General features: G+C 67.1%; 22 protein-coding genes and 1 tRNA gene. 19 read left to right on the top strand and 4 right to left on the bottom strand.

Going from position 1 to position 20,515, the window contains the following annotated elements:
• Positions 1 to 192 precede the first annotated feature (192 nt).
• Positions 193 to 269 (bottom strand) — tRNA-Pro (locus tag ACOMD9_RS07160).
• 304 nt (positions 270 to 573) lie between these two features.
• On the opposite strand from ACOMD9_RS07160, the gene ACOMD9_RS07165 reads away from it, so the two are divergent.
• The 8 genes from ACOMD9_RS07165 to ACOMD9_RS07200 all read left to right on the top strand — a co-directional run bounded on the left by ACOMD9_RS07165 (position 574) and on the right by ACOMD9_RS07200 (position 8,462).
• Positions 574 to 1,974 carry a c-type cytochrome gene (locus ACOMD9_RS07165; protein WP_421413156.1) on the top strand — a complete coding sequence of 467 codons (1,401 nt, stop codon included), beginning with the start codon at positions 574 to 576 and terminating at the stop codon, positions 1,972 to 1,974.
• Between the two features lie 3 nt (positions 1,975 to 1,977).
• Positions 1,978 to 3,780 carry a cytochrome c oxidase subunit I gene (locus tag ACOMD9_RS07170; RefSeq protein WP_421413158.1) on the top strand — a complete coding sequence of 601 codons (1,803 nt, stop codon included), beginning with the start codon at positions 1,978 to 1,980 and terminating at the stop codon, positions 3,778 to 3,780.
• Positions 3,777 to 4,463, top strand: coding sequence for a cytochrome c oxidase subunit 3 (locus ACOMD9_RS07175; RefSeq protein ID WP_421413161.1), 687 nt, complete (start codon positions 3,777 to 3,779; stop codon positions 4,461 to 4,463). Before ACOMD9_RS07170 ends, ACOMD9_RS07175 begins: the two co-directional genes overlap by 4 nt.
• A gap of 15 nt (positions 4,464 to 4,478) precedes the next feature.
• Positions 4,479 to 5,189, top strand: a complete 711-nt coding sequence (locus tag ACOMD9_RS07180) for a cytochrome c oxidase subunit 3 (RefSeq protein WP_421413163.1) — start codon at positions 4,479 to 4,481, stop codon at positions 5,187 to 5,189.
• Between the two features lie 16 nt (positions 5,190 to 5,205).
• Positions 5,206 to 5,523 carry a cytochrome C oxidase subunit IV family protein gene (locus tag ACOMD9_RS07185; RefSeq protein ID WP_421413165.1) on the top strand — a complete coding sequence of 106 codons (318 nt, stop codon included), beginning with the start codon at positions 5,206 to 5,208 and terminating at the stop codon, positions 5,521 to 5,523.
• A gap of 148 nt (positions 5,524 to 5,671) precedes the next feature.
• On the top strand, positions 5,672 to 7,300 hold the full coding sequence (locus ACOMD9_RS07190) for a BCCT family transporter (RefSeq protein WP_421413168.1): 1,629 nt from the start codon (positions 5,672 to 5,674) through the stop codon (positions 7,298 to 7,300).
• A gap of 56 nt (positions 7,301 to 7,356) precedes the next feature.
• Positions 7,357 to 7,734 carry a CidA/LrgA family protein gene (locus ACOMD9_RS07195; RefSeq protein ID WP_421413170.1) on the top strand — a complete coding sequence of 126 codons (378 nt, stop codon included), beginning with the start codon at positions 7,357 to 7,359 and terminating at the stop codon, positions 7,732 to 7,734.
• Positions 7,731 to 8,462, top strand: coding sequence for an LrgB family protein (locus ACOMD9_RS07200; protein WP_421413173.1), 732 nt, complete (start codon positions 7,731 to 7,733; stop codon positions 8,460 to 8,462). Before ACOMD9_RS07195 ends, ACOMD9_RS07200 begins: the two co-directional genes overlap by 4 nt.
• Before the next feature lie 24 nt (positions 8,463 to 8,486).
• Here the strand turns inward: ACOMD9_RS07200 and ACOMD9_RS07205 are convergent, their stop codons facing one another.
• Positions 8,487 to 8,846, bottom strand: a complete 360-nt coding sequence (locus ACOMD9_RS07205; RefSeq protein WP_421413175.1) for a hypothetical protein — start codon at positions 8,844 to 8,846, stop codon at positions 8,487 to 8,489.
• 193 nt (positions 8,847 to 9,039) lie between these two features.
• Between ACOMD9_RS07205 and ACOMD9_RS07210 the strand changes: the two genes are divergently transcribed.
• The 5 genes from ACOMD9_RS07210 (at position 9,040) to ACOMD9_RS07230 (ending at position 13,692) form a co-directional block, all read left to right on the top strand.
• Positions 9,040 to 9,213 (top strand): DUF2970 domain-containing protein, encoded by a 174-nt coding sequence (locus ACOMD9_RS07210; RefSeq protein WP_421413178.1) that lies wholly within the window; start codon positions 9,040 to 9,042, stop codon positions 9,211 to 9,213.
• 202 nt (positions 9,214 to 9,415) lie between these two features.
• Entirely contained in the window at positions 9,416 to 10,534 is a 1,119-nt protein-coding gene (gene coxB / locus ACOMD9_RS07215) for a cytochrome c oxidase subunit II (protein WP_421413180.1), read from the top strand.
• A gap of 54 nt (positions 10,535 to 10,588) precedes the next feature.
• Positions 10,589 to 12,223, top strand: coding sequence for a cytochrome c oxidase subunit I (gene ctaD, locus ACOMD9_RS07220; RefSeq protein ID WP_421413183.1), 1,635 nt, complete (start codon positions 10,589 to 10,591; stop codon positions 12,221 to 12,223).
• Between the two features lie 12 nt (positions 12,224 to 12,235).
• A complete protein-coding gene (locus ACOMD9_RS07225; protein WP_421413186.1) occupies positions 12,236 to 12,835 on the top strand; it encodes a cytochrome c oxidase assembly protein in 600 nt (199 codons plus the stop codon).
• Positions 12,832 to 13,692, top strand: coding sequence for a cytochrome c oxidase subunit 3 (locus ACOMD9_RS07230; protein ID WP_421413188.1), 861 nt, complete (start codon positions 12,832 to 12,834; stop codon positions 13,690 to 13,692). Before ACOMD9_RS07225 ends, ACOMD9_RS07230 begins: the two co-directional genes overlap by 4 nt.
• A gap of 28 nt (positions 13,693 to 13,720) precedes the next feature.
• Here the strand turns inward: ACOMD9_RS07230 and ACOMD9_RS07235 are convergent, their stop codons facing one another.
• Positions 13,721 to 13,915, bottom strand: coding sequence for a DUF2909 family protein (locus ACOMD9_RS07235; RefSeq protein ID WP_421413191.1), 195 nt, complete (start codon positions 13,913 to 13,915; stop codon positions 13,721 to 13,723).
• Here ACOMD9_RS07235 and ACOMD9_RS07240 point away from each other — a divergent pair.
• The 4 genes from ACOMD9_RS07240 to cyoE are packed head-to-tail and all read left to right on the top strand — an operon-like array spanning position 13,914 to position 17,188.
• Positions 13,914 to 14,654, top strand: a complete 741-nt coding sequence (locus ACOMD9_RS07240; protein WP_421413194.1) for an SURF1 family protein — start codon at positions 13,914 to 13,916, stop codon at positions 14,652 to 14,654. The genes ACOMD9_RS07235 and ACOMD9_RS07240 overlap by 2 nt on opposite strands.
• Positions 14,654 to 15,196 carry a hypothetical protein gene (locus ACOMD9_RS07245; RefSeq protein ID WP_421413196.1) on the top strand — a complete coding sequence of 181 codons (543 nt, stop codon included), beginning with the start codon at positions 14,654 to 14,656 and terminating at the stop codon, positions 15,194 to 15,196. Before ACOMD9_RS07240 ends, ACOMD9_RS07245 begins: the two co-directional genes overlap by 1 nt.
• A 35-nt stretch (positions 15,197 to 15,231) precedes the next feature.
• Positions 15,232 to 16,278, top strand: coding sequence for a COX15/CtaA family protein (locus tag ACOMD9_RS07250; protein WP_421413198.1), 1,047 nt, complete (start codon positions 15,232 to 15,234; stop codon positions 16,276 to 16,278).
• Entirely contained in the window at positions 16,271 to 17,188 is a 918-nt protein-coding gene (gene cyoE / locus ACOMD9_RS07255) for a heme o synthase (protein ID WP_421413200.1), read from the top strand. The genes ACOMD9_RS07250 and cyoE overlap by 8 nt, the downstream gene beginning before the upstream one ends.
• Positions 17,189 to 17,255: 67 nt before the next feature.
• Here the strand turns inward: cyoE and ACOMD9_RS07260 are convergent, their stop codons facing one another.
• On the bottom strand, positions 17,256 to 18,713 hold the full coding sequence (locus tag ACOMD9_RS07260) for an SLC13 family permease (RefSeq protein WP_421413202.1): 1,458 nt from the start codon (positions 18,711 to 18,713) through the stop codon (positions 17,256 to 17,258).
• 191 nt (positions 18,714 to 18,904) lie between these two features.
• Between ACOMD9_RS07260 and ACOMD9_RS07265 the strand changes: the two genes are divergently transcribed.
• The gene (locus ACOMD9_RS07265; protein WP_421413205.1) at positions 18,905 to 19,372 is read left to right on the top strand and encodes a DUF2489 domain-containing protein; all 468 of its coding nucleotides are present in this window, start codon (positions 18,905 to 18,907) and stop codon (positions 19,370 to 19,372) included.
• Between the two features lie 274 nt (positions 19,373 to 19,646).
• The gene (locus ACOMD9_RS07270) at positions 19,647 to 20,318 is read left to right on the top strand and encodes an OmpA family protein (protein WP_421413207.1); all 672 of its coding nucleotides are present in this window, start codon (positions 19,647 to 19,649) and stop codon (positions 20,316 to 20,318) included.
• The last annotated feature ends 197 nt before the right edge of the window (positions 20,319 to 20,515 follow it).

Genomic DNA, 20,515 nt, shown 5'->3' on the forward strand with positions numbered 1-20,515 from the left:
GGTTGCTGGATACGAGACGTCCCCTGATGCTAGGGAGCGAATCGGCCCGGGGCGAACGATATATCGGCTGCCGATTGATAAGCTGTGCTTATTCGTCGGGGGTTGCGTACCGCGAGCGGAAGGGGGGTTGGCCGGGCAACGAAAAACCGCCGCCGGGTGGTGACCCTGGGCGGCGGTTTTCACGGTGTCTTCTGGTCGGAGCGACAGGATTCGAACCTGCGACCTCTGCAACCCCATTGCAGCGCGCTACCAAGCTGCGCCACGCTCCGACACGTTCCTCCGGTGACTGGCGGCTGCGGCCAGCGCCCCCGAGAACGAGGCGTATACTAGCGCGTCGAGGCGCAAAAGAAAAGCCCTCTTTGCACTTGAGTTTCAATTGCTTGGCCCGGGAGCGGGCGGGGCGCACCCGACGCTCGGCGGCGCCACGCCATCCCCGGGCGGCACCCCGCACCGGTCCGGTCGGCGCGGCTCCCCGCCGGCTTCGATGTTGGCGGGTTTCGCGGCCTCTCACTATAGTGACTGCATCTCGTGCCCGCTTGTGAACCGTGAAGGAGTGCAAGGGAGGGACGGCCAATGGCGATAGCAATAGTCGTGATCCTCTTGGCGCTTGGGTCGGTACTGTTCTATTTCCTCAGCCCCTGGAACCTCACGCCGCTGGCCTCCAACTGGGGGGCCATCGACAACACCATCCAGATCACCCTGTGGGTCACCGGGGCGGTCTTCGTGGCCGTCAACCTGTTCCTGGCCTTCGTCATCATCCGCTATCGCTATCGCCGGAACCGGCGGTCGCACTACGAGCCCGAGAACAAGAAGCTCGAGGCCTGGCTCACCGGGCTGACGACGATCGGCATCGCCGGCCTGCTGGCCCCGGGCCTTCTGGTATGGGCCTCCTTCGTCAAGCCCCCGGATGACGCTCACGAGGTCGAGGTGGTGGGCCAGCAGTGGCACTGGAGCTTTCGCCTTCCCGGAGAGGATGGCCGCTTCGGCGCGGTGCACAACCGCTTCATGGACGACGGCAACCCCTTCGGCATGACCGATGATCCCGCCGGCCAGGACGATATCCTGGTCGAGAGCCCGCGGCTGCTGCTGCCCGTCGACCGCCCCGTCAAGATCCTGCTGCGCTCCAAGGACGTGCTGCACAACTTCAAGGTCCCCAACTTCCGCGCCAAGATGGACATGGTGCCGGGGCAGGTGTCCTATCTCTGGCTGACCCCCACGCGTCTCGGCGAATACCAGATCGTCTGTGCCCAGTTGTGCGGCATCGCCCATTTCGCGATGCGCGGCACCGTGGAGGTGGTGGAGCAGGAGGTGTTCGATGAGTGGCTCGCCGCCCAGCCCACCCATGCCGAGCTCGCCGCGCGCGAACCCGGGGATCCTGAAGCCGGGGAGGCCCGCTTCGCCAGCTGCACGGCCTGCCACGGCGATGCGGGGCAGGGCAACCCGGACGTGAATGCCCCCAAGCTCGCCGGACTGGAGGGCTGGTACCTGGAGCGCCAGCTCGAGCTGTTCCGCGAGGGCGCGCGCGGTACCCACGAGGACGACACCTTCGGGCAGCAGATGCGGCCCTTCGCCACCTCGCTCCCCGATCGTGCGGCGGTCGCCGACGTCGCCGCCTATATCGAGACGTTTCCGGACGCACCGGTCGAGGCCAGCCTGTCCGGTGATGCCGAGCGCGGGGCGAGATACTACCGCACCTGCGGCTCCTGCCACGGTACCCAGGGCGAGGGCATCAGGGCCACCAACGCCCCACGCCTGGCGGGCATGCCCGACTGGTACCTGGCCAGGCAGCTGCACAATTTCCGCGAGGGCGTCCGCGGACGGCATGCCGACGACCCCTACGGCAACCAGATGGTCGACATGGCCCGGATGCTGGTCGACGAGCAGGCCGTGAACGATGTGGTCGCCTACATCATGACGCTGCCCCGCCCCGGGCGGGAGCTGGCGGCAACGCACCCCGGCGGCACGGAGGAGTGAGAGATGGCGGAACGTGGACAGGAGAGCGCTACCTACGCCCCGGCCGGCGAATTCGACGAGATGGAGCTGGTTCACCCCAGGACCTTCGTCGGCAAGTACATCTGGAGCCAGGATGCCAAGGTGATCGCCATCCAGTATGGCCTCACCGCCATGGCCATCGGGGTCGTGGCCCTGGTGCTGTCGATCCTGATGCGCCTGCAGCTCGGCTTTCCCGGCACCTTCTCGCTGATCGATCCGAGCAGCTACCTGCAGTACGTGACCATGCACGGCATGATCATGGTCGTCTACCTGCTCACGGCGCTGTTCCTCGGCGGCTTCGGCAACTACCTGATCCCGCTGATGTGCGGCGCCCGGGACATGGCCTTCCCCTATCTCAACATGCTGAGCTACTGGTTCTACCTGGTGTCGGTACTCATCCTGGTGGCCAGCTTCTTCGCCGCCGACGGGGCCTCGGGGGCCGGCTGGACCCTCTATCCCCCCCAGGCGATCAGCCCCGGCACCCCCGGTGCCGATGGCGGCATCCTGCTGATGTTCCTGTCGCTGATGGTGTTCATCGCCGGCTTCACCATGGGCGGGCTGAACTACATCGTCACGGTGCTGCAGGCACGGACCCGGGGCATGTCGCTGATGCGCCTGCCGCTGACCATCTGGGGGATCTTCATGGCCACGGTGATGGCCCTGCTGGCCTTCCCGGCGCTGCTGGTGGCGGTACTGATGATGATGTGCGACATGCTGCTGGGCACCAGCTTCTTCATGCCGGAGATGCTCACCCTGGGCGAGCAGTCGGCGCACGAGGGGGGCAGTCCGCTGCTCTTCCAGCACCTCTTCTGGTTCTTCGGTCATCCCGAGGTGTACATCGTCGCCCTGCCGGCCTTCGGCATCGTCTCCGATATCCTCGCCACCCATGCGCGCAAGAACATCTTCGGCTATCGCATGATGGTGTGGGCGATCATCATCATCGCGGTGCTGAGCTTTGTCGTCTGGGCCCACCACATGTTCGTCAGCGGCATGAATCCCTACTTCGGCTTCCTGTTCGCCACCACTACCCTGATCATCGCGGTGCCCACGGCGATCAAGGTCTACAACTGGGTGCTGACGCTCTGGCGGGGCAACATCCACCTGACGGTGCCGATGCTGTTTGCCATCGGCTTCATCTTCACCTTCGTCAACGGCGGTCTCAGCGGCCTGTTCCTGGGGAATGTCACGGTCGACGTGCCGCTGGCCGATACCTACTTCGTGGTCGGCCATTTCCACATGGTCATGGCCGTGGCGCCGGTGCTGGTGGTGTTCGGTGCCATCTATCACTGGTATCCCAAGATGACCGGGAGGATGCTGGACGACACCCTCGGCAAGATCCATTTCTGGGTCACCTTCCTGGGGGCCTATGCCATCTTCTACCCCATGCATTTCCTGGGATTCGCCGGTGTGCCCCGCCGCTATTACGCCTACGGGGAGACCGCCTACATCGACGATTCGGTCCAGGCCCTCAATGCCTTCATGAGCGTGGCGGCCATCATCGTCGCGCTGACCCAGCTGGTCTTCTTCTTCAATCTCGTCTGGAGCTACTACCGCGGGCGCGAGTCGGGGCCCAACCCCTGGCAGGCCACCACCCTGGAGTGGCAGACCGCCCACACCCCGCCGCGCCACGGCAACTTCGGCGACCGACTCCCCGTCGTCTATCGCTGGGCCTATGACTACGGCGTCCCCGGTGCCAGGCAGGACTACCTGCCGCAGAACATGCCGCCGGAGGAGGTCGAGGCCGCCGGTGACGACACCGGGGATACCCGGGGCGAGGTGCGGCCATGACCCTCTCGCTGCTGTTCCTGGCCCTGCTGATGTTCGGCTTCGGTGGCTGGCTGTTCAGCCACTCGATCCATGTCCGGCCATGGGAGGCCCAGCCCGAGGGTACCCGCCCCGGTGGTGCCGGAGACCGCGCCGGCCAGCTGCCGCCCGCCGCCACCGCGGCCCGGGTGGGGCTGGTCGTGTTCCTGGCCGTGGTCACCGCCGTGTTCGCCTTGACCATCAGTGCCTACCTGATGCGCATGGAGATGGGGCCCGACTGGCGGCCACTGCCGGTCCCGGGGCTGCTGTGGCTGAACACCCTGGTGCTGATGCTGGGCAGCATCGCCCTGCAGCGGGCCTGGACGGCGAGCAAGGGGAGGGATCGCCAGGCACTCCAGCGCCGCCTGCGGCTGGGTGGAGGCTTCACCAGCGCCTTCATCCTCGGCCAGGGGGTGGTCTGGTGGCAGCTGCAGGCGGCCGGCCACTATCTGGCGGCGAATCCGGCCAATGCCTTCTTCTTCCTGATCACCGCCCTGCATGCCCTGCATCTCCTGGGAGGGCTGGTCGCCTGGGCGCGCACGCTGCTCAAGGTCCAGCGGGGGGCCTCGGCATCCGAGGTGCGGGCGAGCGTCGAGCTGTGCGCCCTCTACTGGCATTTCCTGCTGCTGCTCTGGGCCGTGCTCTTTGCGCTGGTGTTGTCAACCTGACGGGAGGGCAAGACGATGGCCAATACAGGCTCTCGCGATCCGGCTGCCGCGCCCGATGGGGTGAAAGGCCTTGTCGAGGACTGGTCGGCGGAACGGCGAGTGTTCGATGTCCCCTGGGGCAAGGCGATGATGTGGATCTTCATCCTCAGCGATGTGTTCATCTTCGCCTGCTTCCTGGTCGGTTACATGGTCCTGCGCATGTCCACCGTCGAACCCTGGCCGGACGCCAGCGAGGTGTTCGCCCTGACCGTTGGCGGCCAGTCGATACCGCTGCTGCTGATCGCCATCATGACCTTCATCCTCATCAGCAGCAGCGGCACCATGGCGCTGGCGGTCAAGTACGGCTACGAGAAGGATCGCCGCAAGACCGCCATCCTGCTGCTGCTGACCGCGCTGCTCGGGGCTACCTTCGTCGGCATGCAGGCGTTCGAGTGGTCCGTGCTGATCGGGGAGGGGGTGCGTCCCTGGGGGAATCCCTGGGGGGCAGCCCAGTTCGGCGCGGTGTTCTTCCTGATCACCGGCTTTCATGGCACCCATGTGACCTTCGGGGTGATCTTCCTCATCATCATGACGGTCAAGGTCATGCGTGGCTCGCTGGACGAGCAGCGCCCGGGCTTCCTGACCGGGCGCAAGGGCCGCTACGAAATGGTCGAGACCCTGGGGCTCTACTGGCACTTCGTGGACCTGGTCTGGGTCTTCATCTTCGCATTCTTCTACCTCTGGTAGACGACGGGAGGTCATCATGGCGCATGCAACCCATCAACAGCCGTCCCTGCGCGTCTATCTCCAGGTCTGGCTGTGGCTGTTCGTGCTCAGCGTGCTCTCCTACCTGGTGGACGTGTCGGGTATGGAAGGGATGCTGAAGTGGTTCCTCATCACGCTGTTCATGCTGCTCAAGGCGGGCCTCATCGTCGCCTTCTTCATGCACATGGCCTGGGAGCGGCTGGCGATCATCTATACCGTGCTGGTGCCGCCGGGGGTGCTGCTGTTCCTGGCCGGCCTGATGGCGATGGAGTCGAACTACACCCTGGTATCGCGCCTGACCTTCTTCGCCAACTGAGCGGCAGGGGCCTGCCGCCTCCTCCTTTCGACGGCCGGCTCGGCCCGGCGATAGCCGCAGCCGGGTCGGTCATTCTTTGATAGCATGCGCTGGGGTCGGTCGCGTCATGACGGGCGTGTCGACGGGGATCTTTCGGGGGAGAAGGCGCATGTACGGACAGGCCGGGTCGGGTCTCTTCAAGGGAATGAATGCCAGGATCAGCCTGGTGTCCATGGCCATCGTGCTGGTGTCACTCGCCTACGGGGGGTTCTATACCGAACGCCTGGGCAGCGGCCTGGCCATGGCCCGCGAGGTACTCAATCCCTTCCTCGAATGGTACTACGTGCTGCTCGTGGCCTTCCTGTTGCTGTTCATGGTGTGGCTGGGCACCGGACGCTACAAGAACGTGCGCCTGGGCGGTGATTTCGAGCAGCCGGAGTTCACCTTCTTCTCCTGGGTGGCGATGCTGTTCGCCGCGGGGACCGGCGTGGGGATCCTGTTCTGGTCGGTGGCCCAGCCGATCCTGCAGTTCCAGGGCAATCCCTTCATCGCTGAAAGCCTGAGTCCGGATGCGGCCCGGGTGGCGATGCGCCTGACCTACTTCCACTGGGGGCTCAACGGCTGGGCGATCTTCTCCTTCGTGGCCCTGGTGCTGGCCTACTTCGCCTATCGCTGGAAGCTGCCGCTGACCATCCGCAGTGGCCTCCAGCCGCTGCTGGGCAAGCGTGCCGAGGGGTGGCTGGGCGAGATGGTGGATGTGCTGGCGGTGTTCGGCACGGTGTTCGGGATCGCCACCACCCTCGGCCTGGGGGTCCAGCAGATGAATGCCGGGCTCGATGCGGTGTTCGGGCTGCCCTCGTCGTTGACCCTGCAGCTGGTGGTCACCGGCATCATCATGACCATCGCGACCCTCTCGGTGGTGTCCGGGGTCAAGCGTGGCGTGCGCCTGCTGTCCGAGGCCAACTTCTGGCTGAGCATTGCCGTCGTCGTCTTCCTGCTGCTGTTCGGACCCACCCAGTACCTGGTCGCCATCACCGTCGAGTCGGCGGGGGACTACATCCAGAACCTGATGGGCATGACCTTCCATACCAATGCCACCCGGGACGACGGCTGGCAGGCCGAGTGGACGGTCTTCTTCTGGGGCTGGTGGCTGGCCTGGTCGCCGTTCGTGGGCATGTTCATCGCCAGGGTCTCGCGGGGGCGCACCTTCCGCGAGTTCGTGATGGGGGTGCTGCTGGTACCCACCCTGATCACTGTGGTGTGGATCGGCCTGTTCGGCGGCACCGCGCTCTACCACGAGCTGTTCGGTGTCGGTGGCATCGTCGCGGCGGTGAACCATGACGTGGCGACGGCCCTGTTCGCCACCATCCGGGCCATGGAGCTGGGCATGGCGGGGGTGGTGGTGTCGGGCGCGCTGGTGGTGCTGATCGCCACCTACCTGATCACCTCGGCCAATGCCGGCACCCTGGTGATCAATACCATCCTGTCGGGCGGGGATCCGGAGCCGCCAACCGCCCATCGCATCTTCTGGGGCGCCGCGCTGGGCCTGCTGACGGCGGTCCTGCTGATGGGGGGCGGCCTGGAAACCCTGCAGGACGCGGTGATCATGGCGGCGCTGCCCTTCTCGGTGGTCATCATGCTGATGGTCGCCGGCCTGCTCAAGGCACTGCACCGCGAGCGCTATGCCGCCCGTACCGGCGAGCGGGTCGAGGCACCTCGCGAGCCCTGGGCGGATCTCGAGGATGCCGGTGCCGCACCGGTGCCGGTGTCCGATGACGAGGCCCACAAGCTGCATTGAGCTCGGGGCCATGCCACCGGCCAGCCGGTGGCAGCGACAGACCAGGGAGAGTGGAAATGCCATTGATCTGGGGGATGAGCGTGTTGCTGGGCTGCCAGTTCCTGGGCGAGCTGGTGGCGCGCGGGCTGACACTGCCCGTGCCGGGGCCGGTGATCGGCATGGTGATCCTGCTCGCGGGGCTGATGATCCGTGGCAAGGTGCCGGACAGCCTGCGCATGACCGGGGAGGGGCTGCTGCGTTACCTGACGCTGCTGTTCGTGCCCGCGGGGGTAGGGCTGATGGTGCACTTCGAGCTGATCGGCATCGACCTGTGGCCGATCCTGATCACCCTGTTGGTCTCCACGGCGGTGACCCTGGCGGTCACCGGCTGGGTGATGGAGCGACTCCAGCGTCGTGCTGCCAGGCGTAAGGCCGGGCCGGGGAGGGGGGCATGAACATTGCTGCCCTGGACCAGCTGTGGGTCTACCTCTCCGGGCATCCGCTGCTGTCCCTGCTGGTGACGCTGCTGGCCTTCGCGGCTGCGGTGCGAATCAACCGGGGCCTGGGGGGGACCTCGCTGCTGCACCCGGTGACCCTCTCGATCGCCATGCTGATCGGCTTCTTGCTGCTGGTGGACATGGATTACCCCACCTACTTCGAGGGCGCCCAGTTCATCCACTTCCTGCTCGGCCCCGCCACCGTGGCCCTGGCCATCCCGCTCTATGACCATCGCGAGCGGGTGCGTCGCCTGCTGGTCCCCCTGATGCTGGCCTGTGGCGCCGGCATCGTCACCGCCGTGGGGTCGACCCTGGGGCTGGCCATGCTGCTGGGGGCGCGTCCCGAGACGCTGCTGTCGCTGGCCCCGCGCTCGGTGACCTCGCCGATCGCCATGGGCATCGCCGAACAGATCGGCGGCATCCCCTCCCTGGCCGCCGGCCTGGTGCTGTTGACCGGCTCCATCGGCTGCGCGCTGGCGCCCTGGGTCTTCCGCCTGGCGCGTGTGCGCGACCCGGCGGTGCAGGGCTTCACGCTGGGACTGGCGGCCCATGGCTTCGGCACGGCCTACGCCTTCGCGCGCATCGGCGGGGTGGCGGGGGCCTTCTCGGGCCTGGCCATGGGCCTTACCGGGCTGCTGACGGCCTTCCTGCTGCCGCTGCTGACGCGGCTCTTCGGGCTCCACTGAGCCTGGAGGCGACGGCGCCCCCGGTCAGATCTCCTCCCACACCCGCTTGCGGAACTCGTGGGAGAGCTGGGTCGCCTTCTCCATGCGCCTCATGTGGGCATCGGTGACGTCGCTGACCAGTTTCTGGTAGCACTCCTGTACCTCGGCAGGGGTGCTGGGGGGGGTGTCGCTCTGGAAGCATTCGGCCAGGCGCTGGCCGCTTTCCGCCATGGCCTGGAGGTACTGGGCCTCGAATTCCATGGCTTCGGCGAGGCTTTCCATCCACGCCAGCTGCATGCGAGCCATGGGATTGGCACCCTGCAGCCACTGCTGCTGCCACCATGACAGCAGCGGATCGGCAGTAGACCCTGTCGGGCCGGCGGAGGTCGACTTGCGATTGCTCATGATCAGACTCCTGTGCCTCCCGGGTGTTGGATGGCAGTCTTGAGGGGGGAGAACCATTTGAAGTATAGGTGACGGTCTGGGGGATTCCCCCCACCCTGGCGGATCGATGCGCGCCTACCTGACGCCGGTCAAGGTGTCGGCGGGTAGTCGCGACCCGAGCACGAGGGCGATGGCGGAGCGTGGAGGCTCGACGATGTGGAACGTGATCAAGTCGGTACTGGCCGCCTTCTTCGGCGTGCAGAACGAGCGGCAGCGCCGAGAGGACTTCGGCAAGGGCAGCCCCGCCGCCTTCATCGTGGTGGGCATCATCATGACGCTGGTGCTGGTCGGGTTGGTGGCCCTGGTGGCGAGCATGGCGGCTCGCTGAGCGTTGACCACCGCGTTTACGAAAGGCGCATACCGGGGGTGACGAAATGCCACACTCTTCTATACTCGATCAAGGCATGGCTAATATTTAGTTAATCTCATTAAGCGAAAGGCGAACCCGGCGTCGAGCGGCCTGTGATCCCCTGAAGCGCCGTCCGGGTGCGGCCGCGTTGCATACAACAACTATCGAGGAGGAGGTGCCGATGCGCACGTGGCTCGTGTGGGTGTCGGGGTGCTTGACCCTGGTCGGGCTCAGCCCGCTGGCCCTGGCCAATGGCTGGAACATGCCGGTCGGAGTGACGGAACTCAGCGGGGAGATCTACTCCCTGCACATGACGATCTTCTGGATCTGCGTGGCCATCGGCGTGGTGGTCTTCGGGGTGATGTTCTACTCGCTGATCCGCTTCCGTCGCTCGCGGGGGGCCAAGGCCGCCAATTTCCACGAGAACACCACCGTCGAGGTGCTGTGGACGGCCATCCCGCTGCTCATCCTGGTAGGCATGGCGGTACCCGCCACCGCCACCCTGGTGAAGATGTACGACACCTCCGACGCCGAGCTCGATGTGATGATCACCGGGCAGCAGTGGCGCTGGCGTTACGAGTACCTCGGCGAGGACGTGGCCTTCACCTCCAACATGAGCACCCCGCGTGCCCAGATCCGCGGCGAGGAGCCGCGCGGCGAGCATTACCTGCTCGAGGTCGACGAGCCCCTGGTGCTGCCTACCAACCGCAAGGTGCGCTTCCTGATGACGGCCGACGACGTCATCCACTCCTGGTGGGTGCCGGAGCTGGCCGTCAAGCAGGACACCATCCCTGGCTTCGTCAACGAGAACTGGGTGAACATCCAGGAGCCCGGCATCTATCGTGGCCAGTGCGCGGAACTCTGCGGCATGGACCATGGCTTCATGCCGATCGTCGTGCACGCCATGGAGGGGGATGAGTTCGACGCCTGGCTGGCCGATCGCCAGGAGGCGGCCGCCGAGGAAGCCATGGGCATCGACCGCGACTGGGCGCTCGACGAGCTGATGGAGCGCGGCGAGGCCGTCTACGGCAGCATCTGCGCCTCCTGCCATCAGCCCGAAGGCCAGGGCTCGCCGCCGGCCTTCCCCGCCCTGGCCGGCAACGATCGCCTGCTCGAGGATCCCGCCTGGCATGTCCAGACCATCATCAACGGGGTCTCGGGGACGGCCATGCCGGCCTTCCGCAGCACGCTCAACCCGGTCGAGATCGCCGCCGTGGCGACCTATACCCGCAACGCCTGGGGCAACGACACCGGCGACGACGTGCAGCCCGCCGAGATCGCCGAGCAGCTGGCGGAGTAGCCGGCAGAGTGATTCCGTATCCCTGACAAGAACAACGCATTCAGGAGAGTGCCGATGGCGCCCAAGTTACCTCCCCAGCCGCACCTGGAGCACAGTACGGCCACCGCCGCGGGCGGCCAGGCCGAAGCCCATCACCCGGCCCCCAGGGGCATCCTGCGCTGGCTGTTGACCACCAACCACAAGGAGATCGGCAGTCTCTACCTGATCTTCTCGCTGATCATGTTCTTCATCGGCGGCATCTTCGCCCTGGTGGTGCGTGCCGAGCTGTTCCAGCCCGGCCTGCAGCTGGTGAACCCCGAGTTCTTCAACCAGATGACCACCATGCATGGCCTGATCATGGTCTTCGCGGCGGTCATGCCGGCCTTCACGGGGCTGGCCAACTGGATGATACCGCTGCAGATCGGCGCGCCCGACATGGCCCTGCCACGGCTCAACAACTTCAGCTTCTGGCTCCTGCCGGTGGCGTTCCTCCTGCTGCTCTCCACGCTGCTGATGCCGGGGGGCGGGCCCAACTTCGGCTGGACCTTCTACGCGCCGCTCTCCACCACCTTCGCGCCGCCGTCCACCACCTTCTTCATCCTGTCGCTGCACATCGCCGGGATCAGCTCGATCCTCGGGGCGATCAACATCATCGCCACCATCCTCAACATGCGCGCACCGGGCATGAGGATGATGGACATGCCGCTGTTCGTCTGGACCTGGCTGATCACCGCCTTCCTGCTGATCGCCGTGATGCCGGTGCTGGCCGGGGTGATCACCATGATGCTGATGGACATCAACTTCGGCACCAGCTTCTTCAATGCCGCCGGGGGTGGTGACCCGGTGCTGTTCCAGCACCTGTTCTGGTTCTTCGGGCATCCCGAGGTCTACATCATGATCCTGCCGGCGTTCGGTATCGTCTCGGCGATCATTCCCACCTTCGCCCGCAAGCCGCTGTTCGGCTACGCCTCCATGGTGTATGCCACGGCCTCCATCGCGCTGCTGTCCTTCCTGGTCTGGGCCCACCACATGTTCGTGGTCGGGCTGCCGGTGGTGGCCGAGCTGTTCTTCATGTACACCACCATGCTGATCGCCGTGCCCACGGGGGTGAAGGTGTTCAACTGGATCACCACGCTGTTCCGCGGGTCGATCACCTTCGAGCCACCGATGCTGTTTGCCCTGGCCTTCGTGGTGCTGTTCACCATCGGCGGCTTCTCCGGCCTGATGCTGGCGATCGCCCCGGCCGACTTCCAGTACCACGACACCTACTTCGTGGTGGCGCACTTCCACTATGTGCTGGTGCCGGGGGCGGTGTTCGCCATCATGGCCGGCGTCTACTACTGGCTGCCCAAGTGGACCGGCCACTACCCCAACGTGAAGCTGTCCCAGTGGCACTTCTGGCTGTCGGTGATCGGCGTCAACCTGACCTTCTTCCCCATGCACTTCTCGGGCCTTGCCGGGATGCCGCGACGCATACCCGACTACGCCCTGCAGTTCGCCGACTTCAACCTGGTCTCGAGCCTGGGTGCCTTCCTGTTCGGCGCCTCGCAACTGGTGTTCGTGGCGGTGGTGATCCTCTGTGTGCGCGGTGGCGAGAAGGCGCCGGCCAAGGCCTGGGAGGGCGCCGAGGACCTGGAGTGGAGCGTGCCGAGCCCGGCGCCGCTGCACACCTTCGAGACGCCCCCCACCTTCAGTCCCCATGTGCACTGACGGGAGGATGCCATGAGCCGCGATGAGCACGGCAGCGGGGCGCCCAACCCCGGCGTCAGGCGAACGGTGGTGCGCACGGTGGCGGCATTGATCGGCATGTTCGCCTTCGCCTTCGCCCTGGTGCCCTTGTATGACGTCTTCTGCGAGGTCACCGGCATCAACGGCAAGGTGAGCACCAACGCCCAGGCCATCGTCCACGAGGAGGTCGACGAGTCACGCATGGTGACGGTGCAGTTCATCACCCGCAGCGGTTCGGGGCTGCCGTGGCGCCTGGGCGTGGAGACTCGCCAGATACGCCTGCACCCCGGGCAGAGCGCCGAGGTCGACTTCACCTTCCGCAACCAGAGTGACGAAGCCAGTTGGGGCCGGGCGGTGCCCAGTGTCTCACCCTCCCGGGCCTCCCAGCACCTGCGCAAGATGAGCTGCTTCTGCTTTGATGAGCAGCGTCTGGAGGCCGGCGAGGCGCTTTCCCTGCCCCTGGTGTTCCAGCTGGCCCGGGACCTGCCGCCCGACGTCAACACCGTAACCCTGGTCTATACCCTGTATCCGGTCACCCGCAATGACGCGCCCCAGCAGGCCCTGGTGACTGCCGGCAAAGGAGATGAGGCATGAGTGGTGGCAGCTATTACGTACCCGAGTCCAGCAAGTGGCCGATCCTGGGCTCGCTCGCGCTGGGCGTGATGATGATCGGCACCGGCATGGTGCTGGTGTACGGTCGCGGGACCCCGGTGATGGCGGTGGGCCTGGTGGCCGTCCTGGCGGTCATGGCCCTGTGGTTCCGTGACGTGGTCAGGGAATCCCGCCGGGGGCTGTACGATGCCCAGATGGATCGCTCCTTCCGCTGGGGCATGGGCTGGTTCATCTTCTCCGAGGTGATGTTCTTCGCGGCCTTCTTCGGGGCGCTCTTCTACGTGCGCACCTTTGCCATTCCCTGGCTGGATGGCGAGGGCGCCAAGGGGGTCGCGGCGCTGCTGTGGCCCGACTTCACCGCCAGCTGGCCCTTGATGAATCCGCCTGATTCGTCGATCGCCGGCCCGGCGGCCACCTTCAGCCCCTGGCAACTGCCGCTGGTCAATACCCTGATCCTGGTGGCCTCGAGCATCACCCTGACCGTGGCCCACGAGGGGCTCAAGGAGGGCTACCGCGACACCACCCGCAACTGGCTGTTCGTCACCCTGCTGCTGGCGATCACCTTCATCGGCATCCAGGGCGTGGAGTACTACGAGGCCTACACCCACTACGGGATCACGCTGCAGGCCGGCATCTACGGGGCGACCTTCTTCCTGCTCACCGGCTTCCACGGCCTGCACGTGATCATCGGCGCCACCATCCTGGCGGTCATGTTCGTGCGCATCCAGCGTGGCCACTTCTCCCGTGACGACCACTTCGGGTTCGAGGCGTCGTGCTGGTACTGGCATTTCGTCGACGTGGTATGGATCGGCCTGTTCCTGTTCGTCTATGTTTTCTAGACAGGGCCCGTCAGGCGGGGCGGCCCCGTCAGCCCGCCAGGCTGTCGAAGTAGAAGCCGTAGAAGAGCAGGCCCAGCAGGATGGCGGCGAGGGCCACCCGAAGCTTCAACGAGACGAGCAGGCGACGGGACTGGTTGCCGTCGCGCAGCAGGAAGCCGGCACCGGCGGCCAGGCTGGTCACCATGGACAGGAACACCAGGGCAATCAGGACTTTCAGCAACATGAGGCACTCCTTGGCTCGCGATGATCTCCAGCATGCCTGCGCAGGACGGCGGCGGCAACGACTCTGGTGGGCCTTCTGGGCGCCGCTGGTGGTGCTCGGTCTCCTGCTGGGGGCCTGGCAGTGGGAGCGTGCTGCCGACAAGCGGGCGTACCTGGCCGAACGCGAGGCGGCGCCGCACCTTGAGGCCCCCCGCGAGACCCCGCCCGATGGCAGCCGGATCACCCTGTCCGGTGCCTACCTGGCCGGGGAGACCCTCTTTCTGGACAACCGCACCCACGATGGCCGGCTCGGCGTCGCCGTGCTGACACCGTTGCGTGGCGATGACGGCAGGCTGTGGCTGGTGCAGCGCGGCTTCCTGGCCACCGGCACGACCCGCGACACGCCAGCCGTCACGACCCCCTCGGGGCCCGTGACGCTGGAGGGGGACTGGCAGCCGGCGGGGAAGGGCGGTCCGCTTTTCGGTCCCAACCGCGAGGCGCAGCGCCTGCAGAGGATCGATCTCGCCGCCTGGTCGCTGGATTTCGCCCATGAAGGCTGGCTGCACCTCGAAGCCGGTCCGGGGCATCTCGAGTCCTGGTGGACGCCCAGCGTGATGCCGCCGAGCCGCCATCTCGGCTACGCCTTCCAGTGGTGGGGGCTGGCCGTGGCGGCGCTCGCGGCGATGCTGGTCGGCGGGCGCCGCTTGCGCCGGGATGCCCGTCGCCCCCTTCCTTCACTGCTCGCCGAGGAGACTCGCTGATGACCCCCGCCCACGGTATTCGACACGCCAGGCTCAAGCTCCTGGCGCTGTTGGCGATCTTCGTGCTGCCGCTGCTGGTCGCCTGGGTCATGGTGGCCTGGCGTATCGGCATCCCCGAGCAGCGCACCGCCCACGGGGAGCTGGCCCCGGAGATACCGGCCCTGGCGCGGTGGCCACTGGCGGAGCCCCACGGCCCGGTGGATGGCTGGGTCCTGGCCTTCGACTGCAGCACCCGCTGTGACGACCTGGCCGACCAGTGGTGGCGGCTGCATCGGGCGCTGGGCAGTGAGGCCCCTCGGGTGAGCCGCCTGCGCATCGGCGGCGCGGGGCAGGCCCTGCCCGGCGAGGTGGTCGTGGACTGGTCGACGCCCCCCGAGTGGCGCCAGCCGGGCCACCTGTGGGTGCTCGATCCCCGGGGCGAGGCCGTGCTCGGCTATGCGGCCGGCGTCGATGCCCGGGACGTGCTCGATGACGTCAACCAGCTGCTGCGGATGAACCCGGCGCCTTCGCGGAAGGCGGCGCGCCAGGTGGCACAGAACTGAACATGCCGCAGCAGGCGGAGAGGAACGAGGTGGCGATGACGAACCCGGAGCGCAGGCTGCGCCTGCTCATCACCCTGAGCCTGGCAGGGGTGGTCTTCACCATCGGCGTGGTGCTGGTGGGGGTGTGGACACGACTGGTGGATGCCGGCCTGGGTTGCCCCGACTGGCCGGGCTGCTATGGGCGCCTGGTGGTGCCGGACGTGGATCGGGCGTTGCTGCACAGCCCGGATGCCCCCCTGGAGAGCTTCAAGGCCTGGGTCGAGATGATCCACCGCTATGTCGCCTCGACCCTGGGGCTGCTGGTGATCGCCCTGGTCCTGCTGGGGGCGCCGTTTCGCCGTCGGACCGGGTATCCCTGGGGGGTCAGCCTGGCGCTGCTGGCCGTGATCCTGATGCAGGGGGCCTTCGGGGCCTTCACCGTGACGCTCAAGCTGTGGCCCCAGGTGGTGACCCTCCACCTGCTCGGCGGGCTCTCGGTGATGCTGCTGTTCCTCTGGCTTCACCTGCGCCTGCGGCGCTTCGCCTCGGGTAGCGCCGCGGCGGCGCCGCGGCGGCGGTTGACCCCCCTGTGGGGCCTGGCGATGGTGCTGCTGCTCGTCCAGCTGGCGCTGGGCGGCTGGGTGTCGAGCAACTATGCCGGTATCGCCTGCCAGGGCTTTCCCACCTGCAACGGCCAGTGGTGGCCGGCCAGCGACTGGAGCGAGGGCTTCCACCTGACCCAGACCGTGGGGCCCAATTACCTCCATGGACAGCTGCATGCCGATGCCCGCACGGCCATCCATTTCGGCCATCGTCTCGGCGGGCTTGCGCTCGGCCTGGGACTGCTGCTGCTGGCGTGGCGCCACTGGCACGAACGCCGCCTGCGCCCCTGGCTGGGGGGCCTGCTGGGTGCCTATGCCGTGCAGCTGGGGCTGGGGATCGCCAATGTGCTGCTGTGGCTGCCGCTCTGGCTGGCCCTGCTCCACACCGCCGGGGCGGTGGCCCTGGTGGTGCTGATGGCCCTGGCTGTCTGGGCCTGGCGGGAGCCGGTGGTGCAGCACGAGAAACGACAACAGGCAGAGAAGGAGTGGGCGCATGCCTAATGCGATGGTGGAGCGCGTCGAGTCGCTGGACGCGGCCCAGTGGGGCTGGCGGGACCTGGTGACCCTGTGCAAGCCGAGGGTGGTGGTGGTGATGCTGGCCTGTGCCCTGGTGGGGATGGCCCTGGCGCGGCCGGTGCTGCCTTCCCTGGCGGTGGTGGTGTATGGCCTGGTCGGCATCGGCCTGGCCGCGGGCGGTGCCGCGGCGTTCAACCACGTCGTGGATCGCCGCCTGGATGCGATGATGCTGAGGACCTCGCGACGTCCGCTGGCCTCGCGACGCATGCCCACCTCGGTGGCGCTGGGCTGGGCCACGCTGCTCTCGGTAGCCGGGATCGGCCTGCTGGTGTGGCAGGTCAACGCCCTGACGGCCTGGCTGACGCTGGGCTCGTTGATCGGTTACGCCCTGATCTACACCGCCTTCCTCAAGCGGGCCACGCCCCAGAATATCGTCATCGGCGGCGTGGCAGGGGCGGCGCCGCCCCTGCTGGGCTGGACCGCGGTGACCGGCCAGCTGGGCCCGGAGCCGTTGCTGCTGATGCTGATCGTGTTCGCCTGGACGCCGCCGCATTTCTGGGCCCTGGCGATCCACAAGCGTGACGAATACGCCAGGGCCGGCGTGCCCATGCTGCCGGTGACCCACGGCGAAGCCTTCACCCGCCTGCAGGTCTGGCTCTATGGCTGGCTCACCGTGGCGGTCACCCTGCTGCCCTTCGTGATCGGCATGAGCGGCGCGGTCTACCTGGTCGGGGTCATGGCGCTCAATGCACGCTTCATGTTCTGGAACTGGAAGGTGTGGCGGGGCAGGGACCCTCGCGCCCCGTTGTCGGCATTCTGGTTCTCGATCCGCTACATCCTGGGGGTCTTCGGCGTGCTGCTGCTGGACCACTATGCCCTCGCCTGGGCGTGGTGACCTCCGCGACCGCTCGGGCTGAACCCGTCACGGGCCCGGCGATCGCCGGGCCCGTGACGTTTCCGGCCTACCAGAGGGTGACGATCAGGAAGTAGGCCATCAGGGTGACCAGCACCGTGCTGACCAGGTTGAGCATGAAGCCGGCGCGGATCATCGACTGGACCTTCAAGTGGCCGGTGGCGAACACGATGGCGTTGGGCGGTGTGGCCACCGGCATCATGAAGGCGCAGCTGGCGGCGATGGCGGCGGGCACCGTGATCAGCAGCGGAGAGATGTCCAGTGACAGCGCCAGGGCGCCGAGCAGCGGCAGGAAGGCGGCGGCGGTGGCGGTGTTGGAGGTGATCTCGGTGAGGAAGATGATCACCAGCACCACGACGCCCACCAGGGCCAGCAGCGGAAAGACGCCGAACAGGCCGAGCTGCCCGGCGATCCACTCGGCCAGCCCGGAGCGGCTGATGGTGCCGGCCAGCGCCAGGCCGCCGCCGAACAGCAGCAGGATGCCCCAGGGCAGCGTCTGGGCGGCTTCCCAGACCATCAGCCGCTCGCCGTTTCCGCGACCGCTGGGTATCAGGAAGAGCGCGATGCCGGCGGCGATGGCGATGCTGGTGTCGGACAGCCAGTCCAGCCCCAGGTCGTTGAGCAGGGGGCGTGCCACCCATGCCAGCGCCGCGAGCAGGAAGGTGATGCCCACCCGACGTTCCGCCGGGGTCATGCGCCCGAGCCTGGCGAGCTCGCCCTGGATCATGCCGGCGCTGGCGCCACCGGTGCTCAGCACGAAGCCGCGACGGGTCAGCCACCACCAGGCGCTGGCCATCATGGCGATGCTGATCGGCAGGCCGATCAGCATCCACTCGGCGAAGCCGATGTCGATCCCGCGGTCCTCGGCCAGGTAGCCGGCCAGCAGCGCGTTCGGCGGGGTGCCGATCAGGGTCGCCACGCCGCCGATGCTGGCGGAGTAGGCGATGGCCAGCAGCAGGGCGGTGGCATAGCGCTTGAGCTCGGCCGGGTCGCTGTCTTCCAGCAGGCTGAGCACCGACATGCCGATCGGCAGCATCATGATGGTGGTGGCGGTATTGGAGACCCACATGCTGAGGAAGCCGGTGGCGATCATGAAGCCACCGATCTGGTGCCGCGGCCTGGCACCGACCACCTGGAGCACGTGCAGCGCGATGCGCCGGTGCAGGTTCCAGCGCTGCATGGCGATGCCCAGCAGGAAGCCGCCCAGAAACAGGTAGATGATCGGGTTGGCGTAGCTCGAGGCGGTCTCGCCCATGCCGCCGATGCCCAGGGCCGGGACGAGCACCAGCGGCAGCAGCGAGGTGACCGGGATCGGGACCGCCTCGGTGGACCACCAGGTGGCCATCATCAGGGCCAGGCCGACACAGGCCCAGGCCGGGTCGCCCATGCCCGCCGGGGCGGGCAGCAGCAGTGTCAGCAGGATCCACGAGGGGCCCAGCCAGAGGCCGATGCGCCCGACCCTGGATGGTCCCGGCACCTTGTCGGGGGTATCGTCGGTGGCTGCCATGAGGACTCCGTGTCATCGAGGAACGGTAGGCAGCATAGCGGCTGCACTGCGGACAGGGCGAGGGGCGATCGTCATCGAGTCGCCGGCCGGGTCCGCTTCCCGGGGCGCGGTCCCGTGGCGGCTGAGGGGATTGGGGCGCGACGACCCGCCATGTAGAATGGCCGGCAGCCCAACGACCCTGTGGAACCCCGATGACCACGACCACTGCAATGATACTGCTCGGCGTGGGCCTGGCGATCATCGCCGGCCTCGCCGCCTATGCCTACACGCTTCGCCAGGAGGTGCAGCGCCGTCGTGCCTTTCGCGAAGAGGAGGCGCAGCGAGCTCGCGACAATTGCCTGGAGAACCTCGAACTGGTGGCATCGGCCCTGCTCCAGGAGCAGGTGGACGTGACCGAGGGTGCCTGGCGTTGCAAGGTGTTGCTGGAGATCCTCGATCCGCAACTGATGGAGCGATCGCCCTTCCGGGCCTTCGGCGAGGTGCATGCGCGTACCCGCCATCTGCACACCCATTCCGCCCGGGAGGCATTGACCCCCAAGCAGCGCATGCAGGAGGATCGCGAGCGTCTCGCCGTCGAGGACGAGATGCGCGAGGCGGTCCTCGAGGCGGCCAGGGTCGCCGCGGAGTTCCGCCGCCGCTGGCCGCAAGGCCTGCATTGACCCCTCGCTCGAGGGCAGGACGGCAAAGATCGCGATTGCATCAAGGCGCTGCCTGCTGCAAGCTTTACCCGGCCGTAGATGATTGATATTCGGGCGCTGCCCGCGATCATTCGGCGCTGGAAACTGGCCGAATCGGCACTTTCGTGCTTTCTTGGTCAGTGTGGCAGGTCTGCCTGGCGGCCTGCATTCCGGTCAACCCATCGGACCCGCTGGATGGCAGTACCGCCAACACTGGCGTGTCTTGCCAGAATTGCGTCAAGAAGGAGTCTTACCCATGAAAAGATCAACGACTGGCTTGTTGCTCGGTTCCGCACTGGTTATCGGCCTTTCCGGCTGCGCCAGTTCGGCCTCCCAATCCTCGGCGGGATCGTCCGATCGTGCCTGGTACCAGCAGCCGGTGGTCTGCGGGATCGCCGGTGGCCTGATCGGCGGCAGCATCGGCTATGCCACCAGCGGCAGCTCGGATGAGGAGACCGGTGCCGTCATCGGTGCGACCACCGGTTCCGCCATCGGTGCCCTGCTGTGTGCCGACCGCACCCCCGAACCCGTCGCCGAGCCGGAGCCCGAGCCGATGCCCGAGCCCGAACCCGCCCCCGAGCCCGAGTTCGAGCCGGTGGTGCTCTCCAGTGAAGTCAACTTCGCCTTTGACCGAGCCGAACTGCGTCCCCAGGCCGAGGTCACCCTGGACGAGGTCGCTCGCCGCCTGCGCGAGAACCCCGAACTGCGCGTGCGTATCGAAGGGCATACCGACTCGGTCGGTTCCGCCGAGTACAACCAGGGCCTGTCCCAGCGTCGCGCCGAATCCGTGCGTGACTACCTGATGTCCCAGGGCATCGCCGGGGAGCGCATGACCGCAGTGGGTTACGGTGAGGAGCGTCCGGTCGCCACCAATGACACCGACGAGGGCCGTGCCCTGAACCGTCGTGTCGAGATCGATCGCCAGTGATCTGACCGATCATTCGTGATCCGAGAGTACCGGACGCCATCCCGTCCGGTTGCCGAAGGCGCCAAGAGGCGCCTTCGGTCGTTTCCGCCGCCGGCCATGGCGCCGGTGGCGGCGCTTCTGGTAAGGTAGGCGCTCGCCGCGCCGGTCTCCGGCACCGTCTCGCGCCTGTCGCTTCGTTGCGTCCGGCGTGATGGTCG

The sequence above is a fragment of the Halomonas terrestris genome (genome assembly GCF_049166755.1).
Taxonomy (GTDB): Bacteria; Pseudomonadota; Gammaproteobacteria; order Pseudomonadales; family Halomonadaceae; genus Halomonas.